This window comes from Brevibacillus fortis, assembly GCF_046196545.1.
Classification (GTDB): domain Bacteria; phylum Bacillota; class Bacilli; order Brevibacillales; family Brevibacillaceae; genus Brevibacillus; species Brevibacillus fortis_A.
In genome coordinates, this window is sequence record NZ_CP176370.1 from 4,410,540 (window position 1) to 4,430,521 (window position 19,982).

General features: G+C 48.8%; 19 protein-coding genes. 5 read left to right on the plus strand and 14 right to left on the minus strand.

Features of this window, described 5'->3' with window-relative positions:
• Positions 1-86 precede the first annotated feature (86 nt).
• The gene (locus ACKKE8_RS21770) at positions 87-1,310 is read left to right on the plus strand and encodes an MDR family MFS transporter (protein ID WP_409174870.1); all 1,224 of its coding nucleotides are present in this window, start codon (positions 87-89) and stop codon (positions 1,308-1,310) included.
• Positions 1,311-1,320: 10 nt separating this feature from the next.
• Here ACKKE8_RS21770 and ACKKE8_RS21775 read toward each other — a convergent pair whose 3' ends face one another.
• From ACKKE8_RS21775 to ACKKE8_RS21795, 5 genes are all read right to left on the minus strand, one after another.
• Positions 1,321-2,118, minus strand: coding sequence for an ABC transporter ATP-binding protein (locus ACKKE8_RS21775; RefSeq protein ID WP_409174871.1), 798 nt, complete (start codon positions 2,116-2,118; stop codon positions 1,321-1,323).
• Positions 2,111-3,046: an ABC transporter permease gene (locus tag ACKKE8_RS21780; RefSeq protein WP_409174872.1), complete on the minus strand. Its 936-nt coding sequence runs from the start codon at positions 3,044-3,046 to the stop codon at positions 2,111-2,113. Before ACKKE8_RS21780 ends, ACKKE8_RS21775 begins: the two co-directional genes overlap by 8 nt.
• A gap of 28 nt (positions 3,047-3,074) precedes the next feature.
• The gene (locus tag ACKKE8_RS21785; RefSeq protein ID WP_409174873.1) at positions 3,075-4,130 is read right to left on the minus strand and encodes an ABC transporter substrate-binding protein; all 1,056 of its coding nucleotides are present in this window, start codon (positions 4,128-4,130) and stop codon (positions 3,075-3,077) included.
• Between the two features lie 90 nt (positions 4,131-4,220).
• On the minus strand, positions 4,221-5,225 hold the full coding sequence (locus tag ACKKE8_RS21790; protein ID WP_409174874.1) for an ABC transporter substrate binding protein: 1,005 nt from the start codon (positions 5,223-5,225) through the stop codon (positions 4,221-4,223).
• 131 nt (positions 5,226-5,356) lie between these two features.
• Positions 5,357-6,676, minus strand: a complete 1,320-nt coding sequence (locus ACKKE8_RS21795; protein WP_409174875.1) for a hemolysin family protein — start codon at positions 6,674-6,676, stop codon at positions 5,357-5,359.
• Between the two features lie 141 nt (positions 6,677-6,817).
• On the opposite strand from ACKKE8_RS21795, the gene ACKKE8_RS21800 reads away from it, so the two are divergent.
• Genes ACKKE8_RS21800 through ACKKE8_RS21810 form a run of 3 tightly spaced genes read left to right on the plus strand, consistent with a single transcriptional unit; the run spans position 6,818 to position 10,482 of the window.
• Positions 6,818-8,482 (plus strand): DNA repair helicase XPB, encoded by a 1,665-nt coding sequence (locus ACKKE8_RS21800; protein WP_409174876.1) that lies wholly within the window; start codon positions 6,818-6,820, stop codon positions 8,480-8,482.
• 52 nt (positions 8,483-8,534) lie between these two features.
• Entirely contained in the window at positions 8,535-9,104 is a 570-nt protein-coding gene (locus ACKKE8_RS21805; RefSeq protein WP_007716978.1) for an RNA polymerase sigma factor, read from the plus strand.
• Positions 9,085-10,482 (plus strand): hypothetical protein, encoded by a 1,398-nt coding sequence (locus ACKKE8_RS21810; protein WP_409174877.1) that lies wholly within the window; start codon positions 9,085-9,087, stop codon positions 10,480-10,482. The genes ACKKE8_RS21805 and ACKKE8_RS21810 overlap by 20 nt, the downstream gene beginning before the upstream one ends.
• 149 nt (positions 10,483-10,631) lie before the next feature.
• On the opposite strand, the gene ACKKE8_RS21815 is transcribed toward ACKKE8_RS21810, so the two are convergent.
• The 4 genes from ACKKE8_RS21815 to ACKKE8_RS21830 all read right to left on the minus strand — a co-directional run bounded on the left by ACKKE8_RS21815 (position 10,632) and on the right by ACKKE8_RS21830 (position 13,538).
• Positions 10,632-10,892, minus strand: a complete 261-nt coding sequence (locus tag ACKKE8_RS21815) for a DUF2573 family protein (protein WP_409174878.1) — start codon at positions 10,890-10,892, stop codon at positions 10,632-10,634.
• 196 nt (positions 10,893-11,088) lie between these two features.
• Positions 11,089-11,529: a small multi-drug export protein gene (locus ACKKE8_RS21820; protein ID WP_106835443.1), complete on the minus strand. Its 441-nt coding sequence runs from the start codon at positions 11,527-11,529 to the stop codon at positions 11,089-11,091.
• An 88-nt stretch (positions 11,530-11,617) separates the two neighbouring features.
• Positions 11,618-12,613, minus strand: coding sequence for an ABC transporter permease (locus ACKKE8_RS21825; RefSeq protein WP_088908637.1), 996 nt, complete (start codon positions 12,611-12,613; stop codon positions 11,618-11,620).
• Positions 12,579-13,538: an ABC transporter ATP-binding protein gene (locus ACKKE8_RS21830; RefSeq protein WP_409174879.1), complete on the minus strand. Its 960-nt coding sequence runs from the start codon at positions 13,536-13,538 to the stop codon at positions 12,579-12,581. Before ACKKE8_RS21830 ends, ACKKE8_RS21825 begins: the two co-directional genes overlap by 35 nt.
• Positions 13,539-13,667: 129 nt before the next feature.
• Here ACKKE8_RS21830 and ACKKE8_RS21835 point away from each other — a divergent pair, with 129 nt between their 5' ends.
• Positions 13,668-14,456 carry a GDSL-type esterase/lipase family protein gene (locus ACKKE8_RS21835; RefSeq protein WP_409174880.1) on the plus strand — a complete coding sequence of 263 codons (789 nt, stop codon included), beginning with the start codon at positions 13,668-13,670 and terminating at the stop codon, positions 14,454-14,456.
• On the opposite strand, the gene ACKKE8_RS21840 is transcribed toward ACKKE8_RS21835, so the two are convergent.
• The 5 genes from ACKKE8_RS21840 to ACKKE8_RS21860 all read right to left on the minus strand — a co-directional run bounded on the left by ACKKE8_RS21840 (position 14,448) and on the right by ACKKE8_RS21860 (position 19,919).
• Positions 14,448-15,683, minus strand: coding sequence for an MDR family MFS transporter (locus ACKKE8_RS21840; protein WP_409174881.1), 1,236 nt, complete (start codon positions 15,681-15,683; stop codon positions 14,448-14,450). The genes ACKKE8_RS21835 and ACKKE8_RS21840 overlap by 9 nt on opposite strands.
• 229 nt (positions 15,684-15,912) lie before the next feature.
• Positions 15,913-16,761, minus strand: coding sequence for an MBL fold metallo-hydrolase (locus ACKKE8_RS21845; RefSeq protein WP_409174882.1), 849 nt, complete (start codon positions 16,759-16,761; stop codon positions 15,913-15,915).
• A gap of 74 nt (positions 16,762-16,835) precedes the next feature.
• Positions 16,836-17,132, minus strand: coding sequence for a hypothetical protein (locus ACKKE8_RS21850; RefSeq protein WP_106782606.1), 297 nt, complete (start codon positions 17,130-17,132; stop codon positions 16,836-16,838).
• 165 nt (positions 17,133-17,297) lie between these two features.
• Positions 17,298-19,301, minus strand: a complete 2,004-nt coding sequence (locus ACKKE8_RS21855) for an FAD-dependent oxidoreductase (protein ID WP_409174883.1) — start codon at positions 19,299-19,301, stop codon at positions 17,298-17,300.
• 147 nt (positions 19,302-19,448) lie between these two features.
• Positions 19,449-19,919: a hypothetical protein gene (locus ACKKE8_RS21860; RefSeq protein ID WP_409174884.1), complete on the minus strand. Its 471-nt coding sequence runs from the start codon at positions 19,917-19,919 to the stop codon at positions 19,449-19,451.
• Positions 19,920-19,982: the final 63 nt, after the last annotated feature.

The following is a 19,982-nucleotide window of genomic DNA, read 5'->3' on the forward strand; positions in this document are numbered from 1 at the left end:
TAATCGTACGCTTTTTCTTCGGTCTTTGCCACCTTACAATTCTAAAAACACCAACTAACCGGAAGAGCCGGAGAAAGGACTTACTTATGTCACACATCCCTCATACACTCCGTCGATTCTTTGCTGCGTATCCGACACTCCTCTGGGTCCGTCTGTTCGGCGAAACGCTTACCTCTTTATCCAGCGCCATGATCGCCCCGTTTCTCGTATTGTACTTGAGCGAGAACATCGGCGGATCTGTCACTATGACCATGCTCGTCATTGGCTTGCAGCCTTTCTCAGAGATTTTGCTGACGCTATTTGCTGGTGGCATCACGGACCGCTATCGTCGAAAAACAATCATGCTACTCGCCCTGTTCCTGCAAGGCTTCGCCATGTTGGGAATGGCTTGGGCAGATTCTATGCTGGGTTTTGCGATCCTGTACATCGTCAACGGTGCTGGCCGCTCCCTGTTTATCCCTGCCAGCCGCGCGCATCTCGCAGATACGATTTCCTCCGCTCAAATGCCCGGTGCCTTTGCCCTTCTCAATACTTCTAGCAGTATCGGGGCCGCATTGGGACCATTAGTCGGAGTCATCATTTATAAGTACGATCCTGCTATGGCATTTTTGTTTACTGCGATCTCGCTATTGATCTATGCTCTTGCCGTCTGGTGGAAAATCCCGCAAACTCCGCTGCCAGAGGCTCCCGTCCAGGAAGCAGCAGACACTTGTTCACGCGGCTCCTGGCATGCTTATCGACCAGCTCTTGCCATTATGATGCTATCTTTGCCGATCAGTCTGTTTTACGCGCAAACCGAGACGAATCTCCAGCTTCATCTGAAAAACACGCTGCCAAACTATTTACAAACGCTTGCCTTACTCGTTGCGGTAAAAGGGGTCCTGTTGCTCAGTTTCGAGTATTTGCTCGTCAAATGGACCCAGCACTTGCCCGTCCGCCTGTTGATTAGTGGCTCTTACATTTGTTTTCTCATCGTATCCTTGGGCTACGCCTTCATCGACAACGTACCAGTCCTTCTCGCCTTGCAAGTGTTACTCGTCATCGGAGAGAGTATTGGTCTGACTCAGTTGATGGCCTTCGTCACGCGAATATCACCTGTCACGATGCGCGGGCGGTACTTCGCGATCACAGGAACACACTGGGATATTTCCCGTACGTGCGGACCGTACTTGGGCAGCCTTGTCTTGCTGCATGATGGCGGAACGATGCTTTTCACCATCGTCGCAGGCATCCTCTTGATCGGTGCCGGATTCATGTACGTGTATCTTTCTAACAACGAAAAAGCCTCCCCGCTTGAACAGGAAGGCTGATTCGATCCGATTAGGTTAACAAGAAGCGATCTTCACTGAAGCTTTCTCCACCGCGGGCTGTTTCGAATGCTCGAAGCAGATCCTGCGCTTTCATCGTCCGTTTTTTCTCATCCGGAATGTCGAGGATGATCCCCCCATCGTGGAGCATCAACAGGCGATTGCCCATGTTCAACGCTTGGTCCATATTATGCGTGACCATGATTGTCGTCAGTTTATATCGTTCCACGATTTTTTCCGTTAAATCCACAATGAGCTGTGCCCGTTTCGGGTCAAGCGCTGCTGTATGCTCATCGAGGAGCAAAATCTTCGGCTCTGTGAAGGTAGCCATCAACAGGCTAAGTGCTTGACGCTGTCCCCCTGAGAGAAAACCAACTTTGGTCTTCAAACGGTTCTCCAGCCCTTGATCCAACTGCTTGAGCTGCTCGCGGAACAGCTCTCGCTTCTGGTTATTCACCCCGAAACCAAGTGTACGGCGTTTTCCCCGCCCCAAAGCGATTGCCAGATTTTCCTCAATCGTCATGTTCGGAGCTGTACCTGCCATTGGGTCCTGAAACACACGGCCGATCAGACCTGCGCGTTGGTGCTCCGCCAAGCGCGTTACATCTTTGCCGTCAATCGTAATACTGCCCTCATCTGGCGTTAGTCCACCGGAGATCATATTCATCATCGTCGATTTACCGGCACCATTACTACCGATAACGGTGATGAACTCTCCCTTCTTAACGTGCAGATTGACGTTTCGAAGCGCGATCTTTTCATTCACAGTTCCTGCGTTGAATACTTTGTTGACGTTTGTAATTTTAAGCATCGCTGCTTCCTCCCCTTGCCGAGCGTACCGCTTGCTTTTTCCAGATGCCTTTTGCCACAGTTGGGACAGTCAGGGCAAAGATAACGATCAGGGCAGTAATCAGCTTCATATCAGAAGGATTCAATCCTTGGTCCAACGCTATGGCGATGACCAAGCGGTACACAATCGAGCCGAGAATGACAGCAAGCGTCACTCGGAAAATCGAAGAGCTGCCAAACAAAACTTCCCCGACAATAACGGAAGCGAGACCGATGACGATCATCCCGATCCCCATTCCTACATCCGCAAAGCCTTGGTATTGGGCTACCCACGCACCAGCTAAAGCTACCAAGCCATTCGAGAGAGCCAAACCGATGATCGTTGTTGAATCCGTGTTTACCCCAAAGCTGCGGATCATCTTCGAGTTGTCACCTGTCGCGCGCAAATCCAGGCCCATATCCGTATGCAGGAACCAGTCAATGATGAGCTTCAACACCATAACACCTACGATAAAGATGATTGCTACACCAGACAGCAAGGTAACTCCACCTACTGCCAGGTTTGGAATGCCCATATCCTTCACATAAGTGAACAGGGTATCTTCCCGCAAAAGGGGCAAATTCGCTTTCCCCATGACACGCAAATTAATCGAGTACAAGGCGATCATCGTCAAGATCCCCGCCAAAAGTGCGTTAATCTTTCCTTTGGTATGCAAGACGCCCGTAAAAGCTCCTGCCAAACCGCCTACAATGAAAGCCAGCAGGGTAGCCAAAAACGGATTGGTGCCATCGATAATGAACTTGGCTGCGATTGCGCCTCCCAAGGCAAAACTACCATCTACGGTTAAGTCAGGAACGTTTAAGACTCGGAAGGTCAGATATACACCGAGAGCCAAGATACCAAATAGTAAACCTTGCTCAATGGCTCCCATTATTGCCAGTTGATTCATAGAAGAAATCCTCCAATTACTGCATTTATTACTCGATCACTTGTCCAGCACGGTCGAGCATGGCTTGCGGAATCGTCACACCCATTTTTTCCGCTGCTTTCTTATTCAAAACGAGCTTCATGTCTGCTTGCACTTCAACAGCCATATCAGCTGGCTTCGCTTCACCCTTCAGGATTTTTGCTGCCATATCAGCTGTTTGCTCGCCCAGCTTCGTGTAGTCGATCCCGTAAGTGGCAATCGCTCCGCTCTTCACAGAGTTTTCTTCACCTGCAATGACTGGAATTTTTTGTGCTTCCGCTACACCGATAACAGCTGCAATCGAAGATACGACCATGTTGTCAGTCGGTACGTAGAAAGCATCTACTTTGCCCACCATGGACTCAGCTGCTTGCTTCACTTCTGTCGCGCTCGTAATTGCCGCTTCTTTAATTTCTAAACCAAGCTTACCGGCTACAGCTTTTGCCGCATCCACCTGTACTTTGGAGTTGACTTCACCAGAACTATAAATGATTCCAACAGATTTCGCATCAGCTTTCATTTCTTTGATCAGCTTCAATTGCTCTTCGACAGGGTTCATATCCGATGTACCGGTTACGTTCGCTCCCGGCTTGTCCATCGCTGCAACCAGACCAGCTTCTACTGGATCTGTTACCGCAGTAAACAGGATCGGAATCTGCTTGCTGGTTTGTGCGGCAGCCTGTGCCGTCGGAGTCGCAATAGCCAACACCAAATCTACTTTGTCAGCCTCGAATTTCTGGGCAATCTGAATAGCTGTATCCATACTCGCCTGTGCGGATTGCACATCGATTTTTACTTGCTTGTCTTTTTCGTAACCATTTTTAGCCAGTTGGCTGATAAAGCCCTCTCTTGCTGCATCCAAAGCAGGGTGTTCAACGAATTGGGCAATTCCAATTGTCAGCTGCTTGGTTTCAGTAGACGGAGCAGGTGCCGTCGTGGTTGCAGGGGCTGGGGTAGAATTGTTTGCAGGGGTAGTGCTTTGCTGTCCACAAGCGGTAACAGACAAAAGCAATAAAGGAAATAAAAAACTCTGAAAAATTTTAATACTCTTCTTTTGTTTGAACATTTGGTGAATTCCCCCTCGTGAATTTTTTCTACAGTTTAACATGGATAAAACCGTTTTAAAAGAATAAAAAGAGAGCATGACGCTCTCTTTTTACTTGATGATTTCTTTCGCCTGTTGTTTGAGTGCCTCAGAAATAGTGAGCCCAAACTTTGCAGCAGCTGTTTCATTGATATACAAATCAGCTTGTTTCGAAATCTCTACAGGAGTATCAGCAACACTTTGCCCTTTTAAGATACGGGCAGCCATATCGCCTGTTTGTTTACCGATTTGGTAGTAATCAATCCCATACGTAGCAACCGCTCCACGTTTCACTGTATCGGTATCAGAAGCAAATACAGGGATTTTGTTTTCCTCCGCTGCTCCGAGTACCGCTTCAAACGAAGAAACGACGGTATTGTCAATTGGGATAATAATGGCATCAGCTTTACTAGCAAGACTTTGAGCTGCAAGCTGCACTTCGGATAGCTGCGAAATGCCTGCCTTGATGATTTCTACGCCTTCTTTTTGCGCTGCTTCTTCCAATTCCTTGACCTGTACCTCTGAATTAATTTCGGAGGTCGTATAGATCACACCCAGCTTTTTCAGCTCAGGCAGGAATGCTTTTACCAGCTTCAATTGTTGTTCCATCGATACTTTATCGGACGTCCCGGTGACATTTTTGTCTGGCTTCTCCAGACTGCCAACCAGTTGAGCCGAGATCGGGTCTGTTACGGAACTGAAAATAACAGGTTTGTCTGCAATCGCCTTGGCTGCAGCCTGAGCGGATGGCGTCGCAATCGCTACGACAATATCCTTTTTATCTCCGGCATACTTCTGTGCGATCGAGACCGTATTGTTCATGTCACCATGGGCGTTCTGGGAGTCTACCTCCAAGTTCTTGCCCTCTTCGTAACCAGCATCCTTCAGACCATCCAAAATTCCTTTATGAATAGCATCCAGCGCAGGGTGCTCCACGAATTGCGTCAGCCCCAGCTTCACTGTTTGCCCTTGGCCTGTCGTTGCTGCTGTCTCTGTTTTCCCACCTGTTTCGTTGCCACATGCTGCCAAAGAAAACGCCAGCAATGCGGTCAGTACCATACTGACTGCTCGTCTCATCTGTACTTCCTCCTCTAGTCTCTACTCTCAGCTGCTCTAATCACCCTAAGCAATTAGGCTCATTGCCATCTATGCAACTTGTGTCCCATTATAGCAATTATATTACGCATTGAGAAGCCCCCTTTCCTCACTTACGTGGAACTGATTTCTTCCTCTGCTTTGCCGAATTTCTTTACATATACCCTGGTGATTCTGTAGTGGTCGACTTCTCCCACGACAAATTCATACTTTCCCTCTTTTACCCGATCCCCCACGCGTGGCGGATGGTCGATCTGCATGTAGATCCAGCCAGCAAGCGTATCTACATCGCTCGACTCCAATTCGATATCCAAATAATCGCCGACCTCTTCCAGTAGCATACGCCCGTCCAATGACAGCATGCCGTCACTGCGCTCCACCTCTGGACGCTCATCGTCAAACTCGTCCTGAATGTCGCCAACAATTTCTTCCATTATATCTTCGAGGGTCACTAGTCCAGCAGTGCCTCCATACTCGTCAATAATAATCGCCATTTGTCCTCGTTGTTTTTGCAGCATGGTCAACAACCGGCTGATCGAGATCGTCTCTGGTACAGTCAAAATAGGACGCATGAAGCTCTGAAGGTCATTGCTCTCTCCTTCCAAAAGCCCTGTCAGCATATCCTTAATGTGCAAGCTGCCTACTACATGATCCTTATCACCATCCACTACTGGATAGCGGGTAAACCGTCCGTTTTGGACATGCTTGACATTTTCGTCAAAGGGATCGCGCAGGTTCAAAACAACCATATCCGTACGCGGAACCATGATTTCTCTTGCCATCGTCTCCGAGAAGTCAAAAATATTATCGACCAACATCAGTTCGGTTTGATCAATCAAGCCGCTTTTATGACTTTCATTGACAAGAATACGAATCTCTTCTTCTGTATGTGCTTCCTGATGCGGCTCCAAGGATATATGAAAAAGTGCAAGAAAGCGACTCGCGGCCCAGTTCAGCATTTGAATGAAGGGGTACATGATTTTGTAAAAGAGCTGAATCGGCTTGGCTACCGCAAGTACCACCTTTTCGGAGTATTGAATAGCCAGTGTCTTAGGAGCCAGCTCCCCCAGCACGATATGCAAAAACGTAATCAGCGAAAAAGCGATAATAAAGGAAATACTGGTAACAACCGTTTCATTTAAATGGAAGTAACGAAAAACCGGATGCAGGAGATGCGCGACAGCAGGCTCCCCCAGCCAACCGAGTCCTAATGAAGCCAGCGTAATCCCGAGTTGACACGCGGAGAGATAGGCATCCAAATTGTGCAGGACCCTCTCGACGTCAACAGCGCGCTTGTTTCCTTCCGCTGCAAGCTGTGCAATGCGCGATTCCCGTACTTTTACGATCGCGAATTCAGTCGCAACAAAGAACCCGTTCAGGAGTACGAGGATCATGACCAAGATCAAATTTAACAAACTTCCCCAAATTGCCATGCTCCCCGCCATCCTTTCCGTCCATGCTTTGGGATATTGTTTCCCATCCACGCTAAAATGTTACCTGTTCGTTTTTCTTTCTTTTTGAGATTGTGATACCATAGTGCTGATTCCTATGCCTTTTGTAATGAGGTGAGTCTATTGTCGTACCGTCCAGACCTGCCCTTGATCGTTCAAAGCGATCGGACGATATTGTTGGAAACACAACATCCTTTATTTCCCGAGGCCAGACAAGCTATCAGTGGTTTTACCGAGCTAATCAAGAACCCAGAATACATCCATACCTATCGGATCACCCCTTTATCGCTTTGGAATGCGGCTGCATCTGGTCTTACATCACAAGAGGTAACAGACGTGCTTGGCAGCTACAGCAAGTACGGTGTTCCGCCTACCATTGTCAAAGAAATAGAAGATACGATGCGAAAATACGGCTTGTTTCGTTTGGAACGCATTGGCGATGATCTCGTATTAATGAGTGATGACCCCCTTCTTTTAGCAGAGGTGACCAGTTATAAATCAATCGCTGCTCTTTTTGAGAATGAATTCGTCATCAAAAGCTATGCGCGCGGTCTGATCAAACAAGAGCTGATCAAGCTCGGCTTTCCTGTTCAAGATTTGGCGGGCTATACAGAAGGCGAATCCTGTGTAGTCAGCTTGCGGGAAACGACATCCCGAGGCCGAGCATTCTCTTTGCGTTCTTATCAAAAAGAAGCTGTCGATGCCTTCTATGCTGGTGGAGCTGTGACCGGGGGAAGCGGCGTACTCGTCCTGCCGTGTGGTGCTGGAAAAACAGTCATTGGGCTTGGTGCCATTTGCCATTTGCAAACAGCTACACTCATTTTGACCACGAATACGACATCAGTTCGTCAATGGATCGCAGAGCTCTTGGACAAAACAGGACTTGATCCAAATATGGTCGGCGAATACACTGGTGACAACAAAGAAGTCAAGCCAATAACTGTGGCGACTTATCAAATTCTTACATACCGCCCCACCGCCGAAGATGATTTTCCTCATCTGAAACTCTTTTCAGAGCGCGACTGGGGGCTTATTATTTACGATGAGGTGCATTTGTTGCCCGCACCCATCTTTCGTGTTACTTCTGGGATTCAAGCCACTCGCAGACTTGGGCTGACTGCTACTCTTGTTCGGGAAGACGGGCGGGAGGAAGATGTTTTCACGCTGATTGGTCCAAAAAAGTACGAGGTTCCGTGGAAAGTCATGGAAGAGCAGGGCTGGATCGCAGAGGCGCATTGCCGAGAAATTCGACTCCCCTTTGAGCCGAAGTGGCGAGAGGCTTATGCACATGCAACCGCTCGTCAAAAATTTCGCATTGCGGCGGAAAATCCAAAAAAACTGGAGGTCGTCCGCGAGCTATTGGAGAGGCACGCCCAAGATCGTGTTTTGATCATCGGGCAATATATCGATCAGCTTGAGCAGATGGCAACGGCCCTCCAACTGCCACTCATTACAGGAAAAGTACCGGACAAAGAACGTGAGCTTTTGTACACGCAGTTTAAAAAAGGGGAAATTACACGCCTGATCGTATCCAAGGTAGCCAACTTTGCGGTTGATTTGCCGGATGCCAACGTCGCGATCCAAATTTCCGGGACGTATGGTTCCAGACAAGAAGAGGCACAGCGCTTGGGACGCATCTTAAGGCCTAAAACAGAAAACAACACCGCCCATTTTTATACATTGGTAACACGAGACACGAGAGAGCAGGAGTTTTCGCTCCATCGCCAGCTTTTTCTGGTCGAACAAGGCTATCCATACGATATTATAGAAATCGAAACGCTGGTCTGAAACGTTTACGAATAACCAGCGTCTCATAGAGGGAAGGGAGGCCAAAGATTCAATGCAATCCGACGCCGAAATCATTCAGCGGATTCTTCAAGGCGACATCGAAGCGTATCGCGACCTCATTCAGCGATATCAGCATATGATCTATGTTTTCATTTACAAAATGGTAAACAATCGCTCTGATGCAGAGGATCTCACTCAGGAAGTTTTTGTAAAAGCGTATGAAAAATTGTCCACATTCCGCGGGGACAGCCAGTTTTCGTCCTGGTTACATACGCTTGCACGAAATAAGAGCATCGACTTCTTGCGTCGCCGTAAGTATCATGACTCGGATGAACAACTGGCCTATGTGCCGTCCAATACACGTGACGAATCCCCTCAGGAATCGCTCATGACGAAAGAGCAACGCCGAGAAATTCAGGAGGCCTTTGCCTTACTGTCGGATTCTTATCGAGAAGTGATCGTCCTTCGCTGTACGCACGAATATCCGTTTGAAAAAATAGCTACACTCCTCGGCATCGCCGAATCTACAGCTCGCGTCCGTTACTTGCGTGCTCGTCAGGAACTCGCAAAATTGTTATCCCGCAAGGAAGGGGGGCTCGTACATGAACTGCCAGGCATTTAGAAAAGCATGGCTAGATGACACAGATAGCGATTCGCACTCACATATTGAAACCTGTGACGAATGCATCGCTTGGATAGAAACGCAAATGACAACAGAAGAGGAGGTGCAGTTCTTGAAGGAGGTTCCACTACCTCAAGCGAACCTGGAAGACAGAATCATGCAAGCAATCTACCAGACCGCCGGAAAAGGTGTACCCCCTCACGCCGCTACTGTATCTTCAGAGCAACAAACGAGCACAGTGATAGTAAAGCCAAACAAGCGTTGGACCAAAGGCTTCCCTTCATACGCCTGGGTTAGCGCAGCGGCTGTCTTGCTCGCAGTTGGTTTCGTCGGCTACCAACAACTGGCACCGAGTACTATTCAAATGGCTGCGATACAAGAAAACGGGATGAAAGACAACCAGAACGCTTTTGCATTCGACGAATCCGAATCAAAATCGGCACCACAAGCTCCAGCACCTGCTATCGCTTCCATACCAGCAGCAGCAGATAGTCCGACGATGAAAAAAGCAGAAAGCAATCCAGCGTCCGCCGCTACAAAATCGCAGGTCGCTCCAACTACACCTGCAAAAGATACCCCTCCTGCATCACCTACCCAATCGAACAATGCGATTGCGATGGTGAAACCAGAGGAAAAAGTAGCAACACCAGAGCCACGTACGATGAATAAAGACGGGCAGAACAGCGTGGCATCTCGCGGATTACAGGGAAACTCAGCTGATCAAGCAGCAAAAGCGAAATCGGAAGTTCCAGCCGAGTCAGCAAATACTGGTAACCATGTAGCCGCTAAGGAAGCCAATGGCGCTGCTGCTGAGAATCCCACGACTTTTGGGATCGCCGCTTCCCAAGTGGAACCAGACACTGCTGATGGCGGTACGACTGAGAACGCATTAGTGGGTCCAACGTTGCCGACGGCAGCGAAGCAGCCCATTACGCTCTCCTCCTTCTCGGATTTGAACACCGCTGTACAAGCATCAGATATGCCCGTGCCTGCCCTCTCGCAAGCACCGAATGGGTTCTCGATGAGTACGGTATCGGTCCAATATGAATCCGAAACCAGTCAGAAGGTGACTCGCTTAACGGCAGATTACAAGCGGAACAACGATTGGATTCGCCTAGATGTTGTGCGTAATACAGAAGGCAAGCGCAGCCTCTCTATCCCAGGCACTTTCTCCGCTACTCAGTTGTTCGCTGTCAACGGAGAGCAAGCCATCGCCGTTTCCTTTGATCAAACGGATTCAAAAGGATCAACAGCCCAGCACGCGGTTCATTTTAACTCTCAATCCGACAACCAATCGTTGTATGTGGTAGTGACCGCAAACGGAGTCACCTTAAATGAATTAATGGAAGCTGCCAAACATATTACGTGGAATCCGTAAATAGCTCCCTACAATTAGAAAGACACGACCTGCTTTTCAGGATCGTGTCTTTTTTCGGGGAAAAGTTGATGCCTCTACGCCGGTAAGAGATTCGATTGAAGTAAAAAAACGCTGTTCTCTTTCGCAAAGAGACAGCGTTTTTTCCGATTTTAATGCTTTTGATTTTTCTCCTGATTCCATAGCTTGATCTGCTCGATGATTTCCCGAATTTGATTCCGTGCTTCCATATGCTCAGGCTCGCTTCCCCAATGCTGAATCAGCGGCGGCATCGCTTTTGCCATTGTCGTGTACAGGCACCATATTTTTACCATTTCTACGCGCTCAGGAGTCGCTTCTCCTGTCAACAGCTCTGTAAATTTATGAACTAGATCCTCCAGTTCAGGGACCAACGCTTCTTTTTTCTCGTCCATGTCAGTTACCTCACTTTCTGGAACTTATCTATTTGTATCCTTGGTTTATTTTACGAAAAAACGCGCACGTGGAAAAGGAAGATTTTTCAGGTCGAATCGGTCTGGCTACGTATACGATGGAGAGATTGTCTACAGACTCACATTATGAAGAGCATGAACAAAAACCGCCAGAAATTGGCGGTTTTCATGCATATAGCTATTTCGTTTCTGGCACCATGAATTGCAAAAGACCAAAAGCCACTCCTGCCGTCAATAGCACACTCCAGATAATGATGCCCACCGACATCCACAGCATGAGCTTTTTCGTAGGGGCTCCCAGCGAGATACCAATAGCAGCTCCCAGTGGGGCTCCCGTTAAAAGCGGCGAAGCGAGGCCAAGACCGACCACTCCGTATTTATCCCATATCTGCCACATGCGCCCCTGACGCTTGCTCCGTTTCTCTACACGCTTTAAAAGCCAAGTGCGCAAAGAACCTCCCAGAAAAATGACGACACCTGCGCTGATAATCGCACCCACCGCACTAAATATTCCGATCAGAACCGGTGGTAGTTGCAACATAAAACCTACCGGGATCGCTGCCCACAGCTCAAACATGCCAGATAGTGTCACCGAGCCTGCTTTCCATAATACGTCCATTTTGTTTCGTCTTTCTCCTCTCGCTGTCTTTTTCATTCGTCATGGTAAAGACGAGCAGACATGTCATTAAGTAACGGAATTTGTCAAATTAGGATGTGACATCCCTACGGATAAAGGTCGCGTACGCAATGATCAGCGCTGCGATCGCCCATACACTCAATACGGTCAACGAGAACGGCAGCGTCATCCCCTTAATCGGAGGTAGTGTTCCGTTGAGATAATCCGTAAGCTGCAAATTTACCACGAACAAGTATTTGGACGATTCCCAGGAGGATGCCATCTGCGTCAGGATCGTTCCGCTAATTAACGCTGCCATCATGATTCCCATCCCCGCAGCTGCACTCCGAACCAAAACAGAGACCATGAGTGTTACCGTGGCAACCACGACGCAGACGAACCAGCCAAGCCCGTACTGCATCAGCAAAAATTGCCATTGTGGCAACATGAAAGCGCCAGATGTCTCGAGCTCTCCTCCCGATACTTCAAAGCCAGTCAAAATGGGCAGGTCCCATCCCGAATAGCCAAACACGACCCCAGAGAGCAAATAAGCGAGAATCAATGTCGTGAGAACCGTGAGAGAGGTAAACAGCAGCAGGGTGATGTATTTGCTGGTCAGTACCTTCCAACGCCGTACGGGTCGCGTTAATAGCAGCTTGACCGTCCCCTCGCTAAACTCAGAAGATACGAGGTCAACCGCGAGTACGACGATGATCATCGGCAAAAACATCGAAATGGCTTGGTCCATAAAGCCACGGGCGAATGTAGGTCCGCCTGGTGCCATCGGGTTAATGTCGTGATCCAAATAATATTGCTGCTGCGCGATCCTGACTTTGATAAAATCCCGCCATTCTTCAGGAAGACGGCTTGATGCCAGCCGGTTTTGCATATCGACGATTTGTTGGGTTAATAGCGGTCGCCAATCGGTTGTCCCCATTCTTTCTTGTGCAGTGACAACTGAGCGGTACTGCGCGTATGTAAAAATCGGGATCAGAATCGCCAAGATCAGCACGACGACGAGAAAACGGCGCCGACGCAGCAATTTAATGGTTTCATTCTGTACGAGCCCCACCATGCTCTGCTCCATGACTTCCCCCTCCTCCCGTCAATGTAAGGAACAGGTCTTCCAGTGTAACCGTCTTCGTCGCAATCCCCATCACAGGTATTCCGGCATTGACCAACGCTTGGTTAGCCTCGCTCACTTTTTCTATATCCATACGCGATTTCAGGCGCTCTTCACTGACCACCCACACCTCTGTCACTGCTGGTAGTTTTCGGAGGGTTTCCTCGGCCTTTTGTATATGAGAAGACGGGATGGTCCAATCGACCTGATCAGCAAACTGCTCCATCAGCTCTTTGACGAATCCAACCGAAATGACCTTTCCTTGGCTGATAATCGCCACACGGTCGCACATCATCTCGATTTCACTGAGAAGATGACTCGAAATGAAGACAGCGAGCCCTTCCTCCTCGGCAAGCTTGCGAATAAACTGGCGCAACTCACGAATCCCCGCCGGGTCCAAGCCGTTCGTCGGTTCGTCCAGGATCAGTATTTTCGGACGATGCAAAAGTGCCTGCGCAATCCCCAGGCGCTGCCTCATTCCAAGCGAGTACGTTTTTACCTTATCATCAATCGCCCGCTCCAAATCAACGAAGCGAACGATTTCCTCAATACGCTCAGGTGTAATACCGCCGCTCATTCTCGCAAACTGCTCCAGATTTTCTCTGCCTGTCAAAAACTTGTACAGCTCCGGATTTTCGACGATACAACCAACCTGCGCAATCGCTTGCGGAAACTGTTCCTGAAGGGAGATGCCTCCGATGCGAATATCTCCGCCGTCCGCTTTGGCTAATCCGACGAGCATGCGGATCGTGGTCGTTTTTCCTGCGCCATTCGGCCCGAGAAATCCAAATACCTCTCCGGCGAAAACGTCAAACGTAATATCATGAATGATCGGCTTTTTGCCAATCGCTTTTTGCAATCCTTTTACTGAGAGGACCGTTTCGGCCAATTTGAGCCCTCCTATCTGAGTCACGCCTCGCCAACTGACGATGGCGTTCTGTTTATGGTACACTGTCATAAGATGTCCATCCACATTATACCATGACCATACACTTTAGAACGAATAGGAGGATACCCGATGCGCACATCCGGCCAATTTCTTTGGCGCACGGCAGGTCTCTTGTCTTTACTCTCATTTCTCTTATTTGCGACAGGGTTTGTCCTCGCGATGAATCCGCAGCAGTTGGCACCATCCGCAGCAACCCCACCTGCCCAAAAAGAGCAGCCACCCTCTCCTTTACCAGAAAAGGGTGTCCATAAAGTAGTCGCACTAGGGGATTCCCTCACACGCGGTGCCGGAGACGCAAACGGCCAAGGCTATGTCGGACTCGTTCGCCAAGCATTGGAAAAAAAATCGGGCCAGTCTATTACGTTCACAAACCTTGCGATTAATGGACAGGAATCATCTGAGCTGCTCAAACAAATGTCCCAGGAGCAAGTGAAGAAGCTGCTCGCTGAAGCAGATCTGATTCTCTTTACCATCGGCGGCAATGACTTGTTCAGGCAGACAGGCGGGCTGTATACCATTGAAAAAGAAAAAGTGACCACAGCTCTTAATCAGCTTGCGGTCAACTATGAAGAGATTCTCAATCAGATTCGCAGCGTCAACAAGACGGCGACGATCGTCTATACTTCCTTGTACAATCCTTTTGGCAATACGGAAGCAGCCGTCGACACCATCGGGCCCGTGCTCGACTGGAACAATCAGGCGTCCCAAATCGCCTCACGGTACCCGCAAGTACTCGTGGTGCCGACCTACGACTTGTTTTTGCGCAAAGAACAAAACTACTTGTATACAGACCACTTCCACCCAAATGCTGAAGGCTATAAACGGATGGCGGATCGTATTTTGCAAGCGTTAGAGTGATTCAGCCCTCGCTTCATTCATGGACTTTCCACGGGTTGCCTCAAAGGCGCGAGCACCCGCCCATTGGAAGGCACTGCTCATCATCGAAGTCGCTGCTACCACCAGGAACAAGGTCGTACCTCCGTAATGTGCCAACAGCAATCCGCCCATCCACGGACCGATGAACTGGCCGAGGTTGCTGAAGCTTTTCGCACCGTAATAGCTGCCCCGCATACTCTCAGGCGCCATTCGGTCGATCAGGACGTCTCCTGCTGTAAACGTAAGGATTTCACCAATTGTGAAAAATACCATCGCCACAATGAATATCAGCCACGAATTGGCAAAGGCATAACCCACGTCACCAACTGCATACATGACGTTTCCCACCACTATCGCGGTGAGAGGCGTCTTTTTTTCTGCCCAAGTCGTCAACGGAAGCTGCATCACAACGACGACAATCGCATTGACTGTCATCAAGATGGCAAACAGCTCTGTTCCATTCACGACCGTCATTTCTGCGAATTTGGCCAGCGTAGAAGACATTTGCGAGTAGCCAATCGCTCCTAAAACACCGGCGAGCATGTACAAACGAAACGCTTTGTCGTTCACCACAACACTGAATGCACGGCTGAATGTAACGACTTCTTTCTTTTGGCCTTCAATTTGTTTAATACCGAACCTGTTCAATAATCCTTGCAAGCTAATCACATAGATGAGATAAATCAGCGCAGTCATCAGGAAAGGCAGGGCTACAGAGCTTTTCGCCAGCACTACCCCTGCGATAGGCCCAACCGCTACCCCCACGTTAATTGCCATGTAACGAATACCGAACACGCGAAGCCGTTTCTCTGGTGGCGTTACATCTGCCATCAGCGCCTGGGAGACCGGTTCGTAGAAGGATCGACAGAGTCCCCCTGCTATATTGAGCAAAAGCAGAATCCACGGGTCTTTACTAAGCGCAAACCCGACGAACACGAGCGTCCATACATACAATGCCCCTAGCATGACTCTCCTGCGCCCGATTCTGTCTGACCATGCCCCCGCAATAAAGCCTCCGATTGTACCCGCGAGCGGTCCTGCGCCAATAGTCAAGCCGATCATTGCCAAGCTCATATCTGTTTGATTGGACAAGTATAAAAACAAAAACGGCATGCTCATCGAGCTGGCGGCCCGGACGAACACGGTCCCGACGACTAATGACCAGACGATCGGGTGAAACTCCTGTAAACGCATCTTGATCCAGCTCATTTTCTCTCTCTCCTCACCACTGTTATGCTTTCCCACCTCTGCCAGAACAGATGCTCTGTGATGTTCCCATTGTAGAGAGGCAATGATCGTTCGTCAATGAGCATTCAAAATTTTTTGATTATGAAATATTTCTATGAGAGTAATCAAAAATTCGATAGGGTTGGACACGGTAACCCTAGACAAAGCAAAAGACCGCCAGAAAACACTGACGGTCTTTGCCTATCTCTTTTTACACAATAACTTCAATACGATCAACCATTTCTCCCTGCTCGTTCCATTTCACCGCACGGTAAACACTATCGTGGTAAAACGTGAACCAAGCTCCTTGCTTGATCCCGTTGTTGATCCATTCTTCTTTTGCATAGATGGATGTCATCGGATAGTCGTCGTAGGCCATCACCCATAATGGATTTTGATGAGCGTGTGTAGGCATAATGTCCGCTAGATGCAAAAGCAACTGCCCCTCTGTCTCCATCCGCACGATAGCATGGCCCTGGCTGTGACCACCTGTATGATGAAGCGTGATTCCTGGCACAACTTCGTGCGAAGCTCCGTACGTCTTCACCTGATTCTCAATCGGACGCCAGTTCTCTTCCCAATATGTATTCTTCGAGCGAACATTCGGCTCTCTCATCTCCGCCCATTCCTGCTCCTGTACGTAGATGACAGCTTGTGGAAACGTAGAGACAAGTTGTCCATCACGTATAGAGACAAGTCCGTTGGCATGATCGTAGTGCATATGTGTCATGATGACGATATCGATATCGGCAGGAGTCAACCCTTTTGCAGCGAGGGAGTCCACCACTTGAGACTCTTCTTCCAAGCCAAAATTTCGTTTCTGCTTTTCCGTTAGCCGATCATTTCCCATGCCCGATTCAATCAAAATGCGCTTGCCATGAGCTTGTACCAGGATCGGGTCAGCACGCAAAGGGATTTGATTGAGATCATTCGATGGGTATCTTTTGCTCCAGAGCGGCTTGGGCACTACACCAAACATTGCGCCTCCGTCCAGCTTCGTGAGTCCACCTCTCAGCCAAGACAATTGAAACTGACCTACCTGCCATTCGTTCCCTACCATGATCCTGTCGCCTCCTCGATTGCTCGGAATGATGATTGAAGTTCGAAAGCGAAAAGCACCCCGTTCAGGGTGCCCTACAGCTTTTCTGCTACACTTACAGTTCTAGTCGCCGGGGCGATTTCTAACAGGAGATCACTCGATACAGCCTGCACAGTGACATCTGAATCACTTCGTCTATGATGAAGCACGAGTTGCGCTACCTTTTCATTCTCTCGGTAAACGCTGATTAATGTCTGTAATGGATTGGCACTCCCGCCTGCGATCATCTTAAACCCCGGGGCTATCGTAAACGTCCATCCCTCCACCTCCACTAGTGGTGCTAACGAGTACAGGAAGTAACGTTTCCCTAAGAGAATGCCATTATGGTTCATCAAGGCGAGAGCCCCCAATCAAATGAATTTGAACAGTATAACTTCATTTTGCAAGAATTAGCGGACATTGAAAAGCGATTCGACAAAACTTCTAAAAAGACGACATTCTTTTCTTAATCATATCCGATCACCATTGTTTTCGAAATAGAAAATCTCTACAGTGCCTTAAATCGCTCTTCCTACGGTCGCACCCTCCAAAATGGCTCGCTTGGCATCGAGCTCCCCCGCTTCTTTAGCCCCGCCTATGAGGTGCACAGGCAGCCGATCAAGCAATGCGTGGTATAGCGAATTGTTAGAGGTCGCTCCAGCCGCTACAATGACCGTATCAGCAGGTATCATGCGTTCCTCCCCGTTCTGAATGAAATATACCCCTTCTTCTGCAATCCGGCTGTATTCAATTTGTGTGAGCATCTCTACGCCACGTCGCTTCAGGTTGGCGAGAACGGCCCATCGCGTCGTTTTGCCCAAGCCCGATCCGACATGTTTACCACGCCGCAGCATGCTGATTTTTCGTTTTCGCTGTTGCAGTTGCTGTACTGCTCTTCCATCCAGAATCCGATACTCCTGTAAGTATTCCGCTGCCTTTGGTGAGATCGTTTCGTCGTGCATCAGCAAATGGGACAAATCACATGCGATTCCTCCCGCACCGACGATGACCACTTGTCTACCGACCTTAGCGCGCTTTTCAAATACCGCATCATATCCCTTTACATGTCCGAGCTCCACACCTGGAATCTCAGGACGCCGAGGAATGACTCCCGTTGCCACCACCACTTCTGCAAAGCCTTCTTCGATAAGGGCTTCTGCCTCTGCCAATGTTCCCAGCCTAATTTCGACACCAAGACGTGCAAGTTCTGTCCGATAATAGCGAAGCGTTTCATTAAATTCTTCTTTACCCGGCACCTGTCTGGCGTAGTTTAATTGTCCACCGATCTGTTTTTTGGCCTCCATAATGACCACCTGATGCCCTCGTTCTGCCAGCACGCGAGCTGCCTCCAAGCCGGCTGGCCCCGCACCGATTACAGCTACCTTCTTACGGTTTTCCGCTGGAACCAACTGCCACTCTGCTTCCCTGCCGACGAGAGGATTGACCAGACAGGAGGCTACCTTCCCATCAAAAATATGATCGAGACAGGCTTGATTGCAAGCAATACATGTGTTTACTTCATCAAAGCGTCCTTCTTTACTTTTTTGAACGATATACGGGTCCGCTAAAAATGGACGAGCCATCGAAACCATATCACTGCATTCTTCATACAAAATCTTTTCAGCCTGACGCACGTCGCTGATTCGATTGCTGGCGATAACCGGGATGTTCACGACCTGCTTGACTTGCTGCGCCACCCATACATATGCTCCACGCGGCACCATCATGCCAATCGTCGGTACTTGTGATTCATGCCAGCCAATTCCGACATTGAGAGCATCAGCTCCTGCCTCCTCCAGCATTTTGGCAAATTGCAATGTTTCTTCCATCGTCGTACTATCTGGCATTAAGTCCAATCCCGACATACGGTAGATGATCGGATAATCCGGTCCCACTGCTTGGCGGACACGCTTAGCCACCTCGATACCAAAGCGGGCTCTGCGTAAAAAGTCCCCACCCCACTCATCTTCTCGCTTATTGGTCACAGGGGACAAAAATTGATTGACCAAGTATCCTTCCGAACCCATAATTTCAACGGCATCAAAGCCAGCTTTTTTAGCACGGACGGCGCCATCAGCAAAGCATTGGATCGTTGCTTCGATCTCCTCTGCGCTTAACTCTCTCGGCTTCCAACGGTTAATCGACGCCTGCAATGGAGATGGTGCTACCGGGTCTAATCCTGTTGCTTCCTTGTACGCATAACGCCCCGCATGGAACAGCTGCAACGCAATTCTCCCATTGGCTTGATGAACCTCTTTCGTGATCAGGCGCAATTTCTCAATATCCTCGTCTTGGTATACATTGCAATACTCGTCGCCCATGCCGCCTTCTGGATGTACGGCAGCCCCTCCTGTCACGATCAGACCTGCCTCTCCATTAGCACGCTCTGCGTAAAAAGTTGCCAGCCGCGCTACACCGTTCTGAAGCTTTTCAAATCCAACGTGCATGGACCCCATCATTATCCGATTTGGTAACGTCATCGAGCCAATTTGAATCGGTTCCCATACTTTTGAAAGTTCCACGTTAAACGCCCTCCTAACGAGTGAATGCTCATTCATTTTTATTATCTATACGATTCTCTCTCTCCTCCTCATATTCCTCCTTCCTCACGTTTCATGCAAAAAGCTCAGGACATTACTCCTGAGCTTTCTTTATGTACAACCTATTTTTTATTTGCCCAGTTTGACGAGCATCCCCAAATCTGCGGAAAATCTTGCGATGGTTTCTGTAAATGCGATTTCCTCAGCTTCTGTTCGCGGCATCTGTACGACAAAGTGATAATCCAGCACGACATTCGCTTCCGCCTGCTTGCCAGGCTCCACAAAGCGGCGCTTTTCTGTCAGCGAGCACTCAGCTACCAAGCTTTTTGCTTGCGTCCATAATTGTTGAATTTCCTCAGCTTGCAAGCTATAAGGATAGTCAATTTCCACTTCAATTTCACAGCTGTCCTCTTCCGCAAGCGAAAACAGATGGATGGTAGCCGTTGGTTGCTTCTCGTCCTCCGCCTCGGAAAACGTGATCAGAACCTCTTGCCCTTCCGATTCTTCCAGTAGCGAATGATCGGAGCGCAAGACGATATCCGAAATCATTCCATGCGTATGTAACTGTTGATTTAGTTTTTCCACCATAAATTGTAGCACGTACTTCTTTCCTCCTGTTTCACGATATCTTCTCGTAGCAGTATAGCACGAGTTCTACCGATA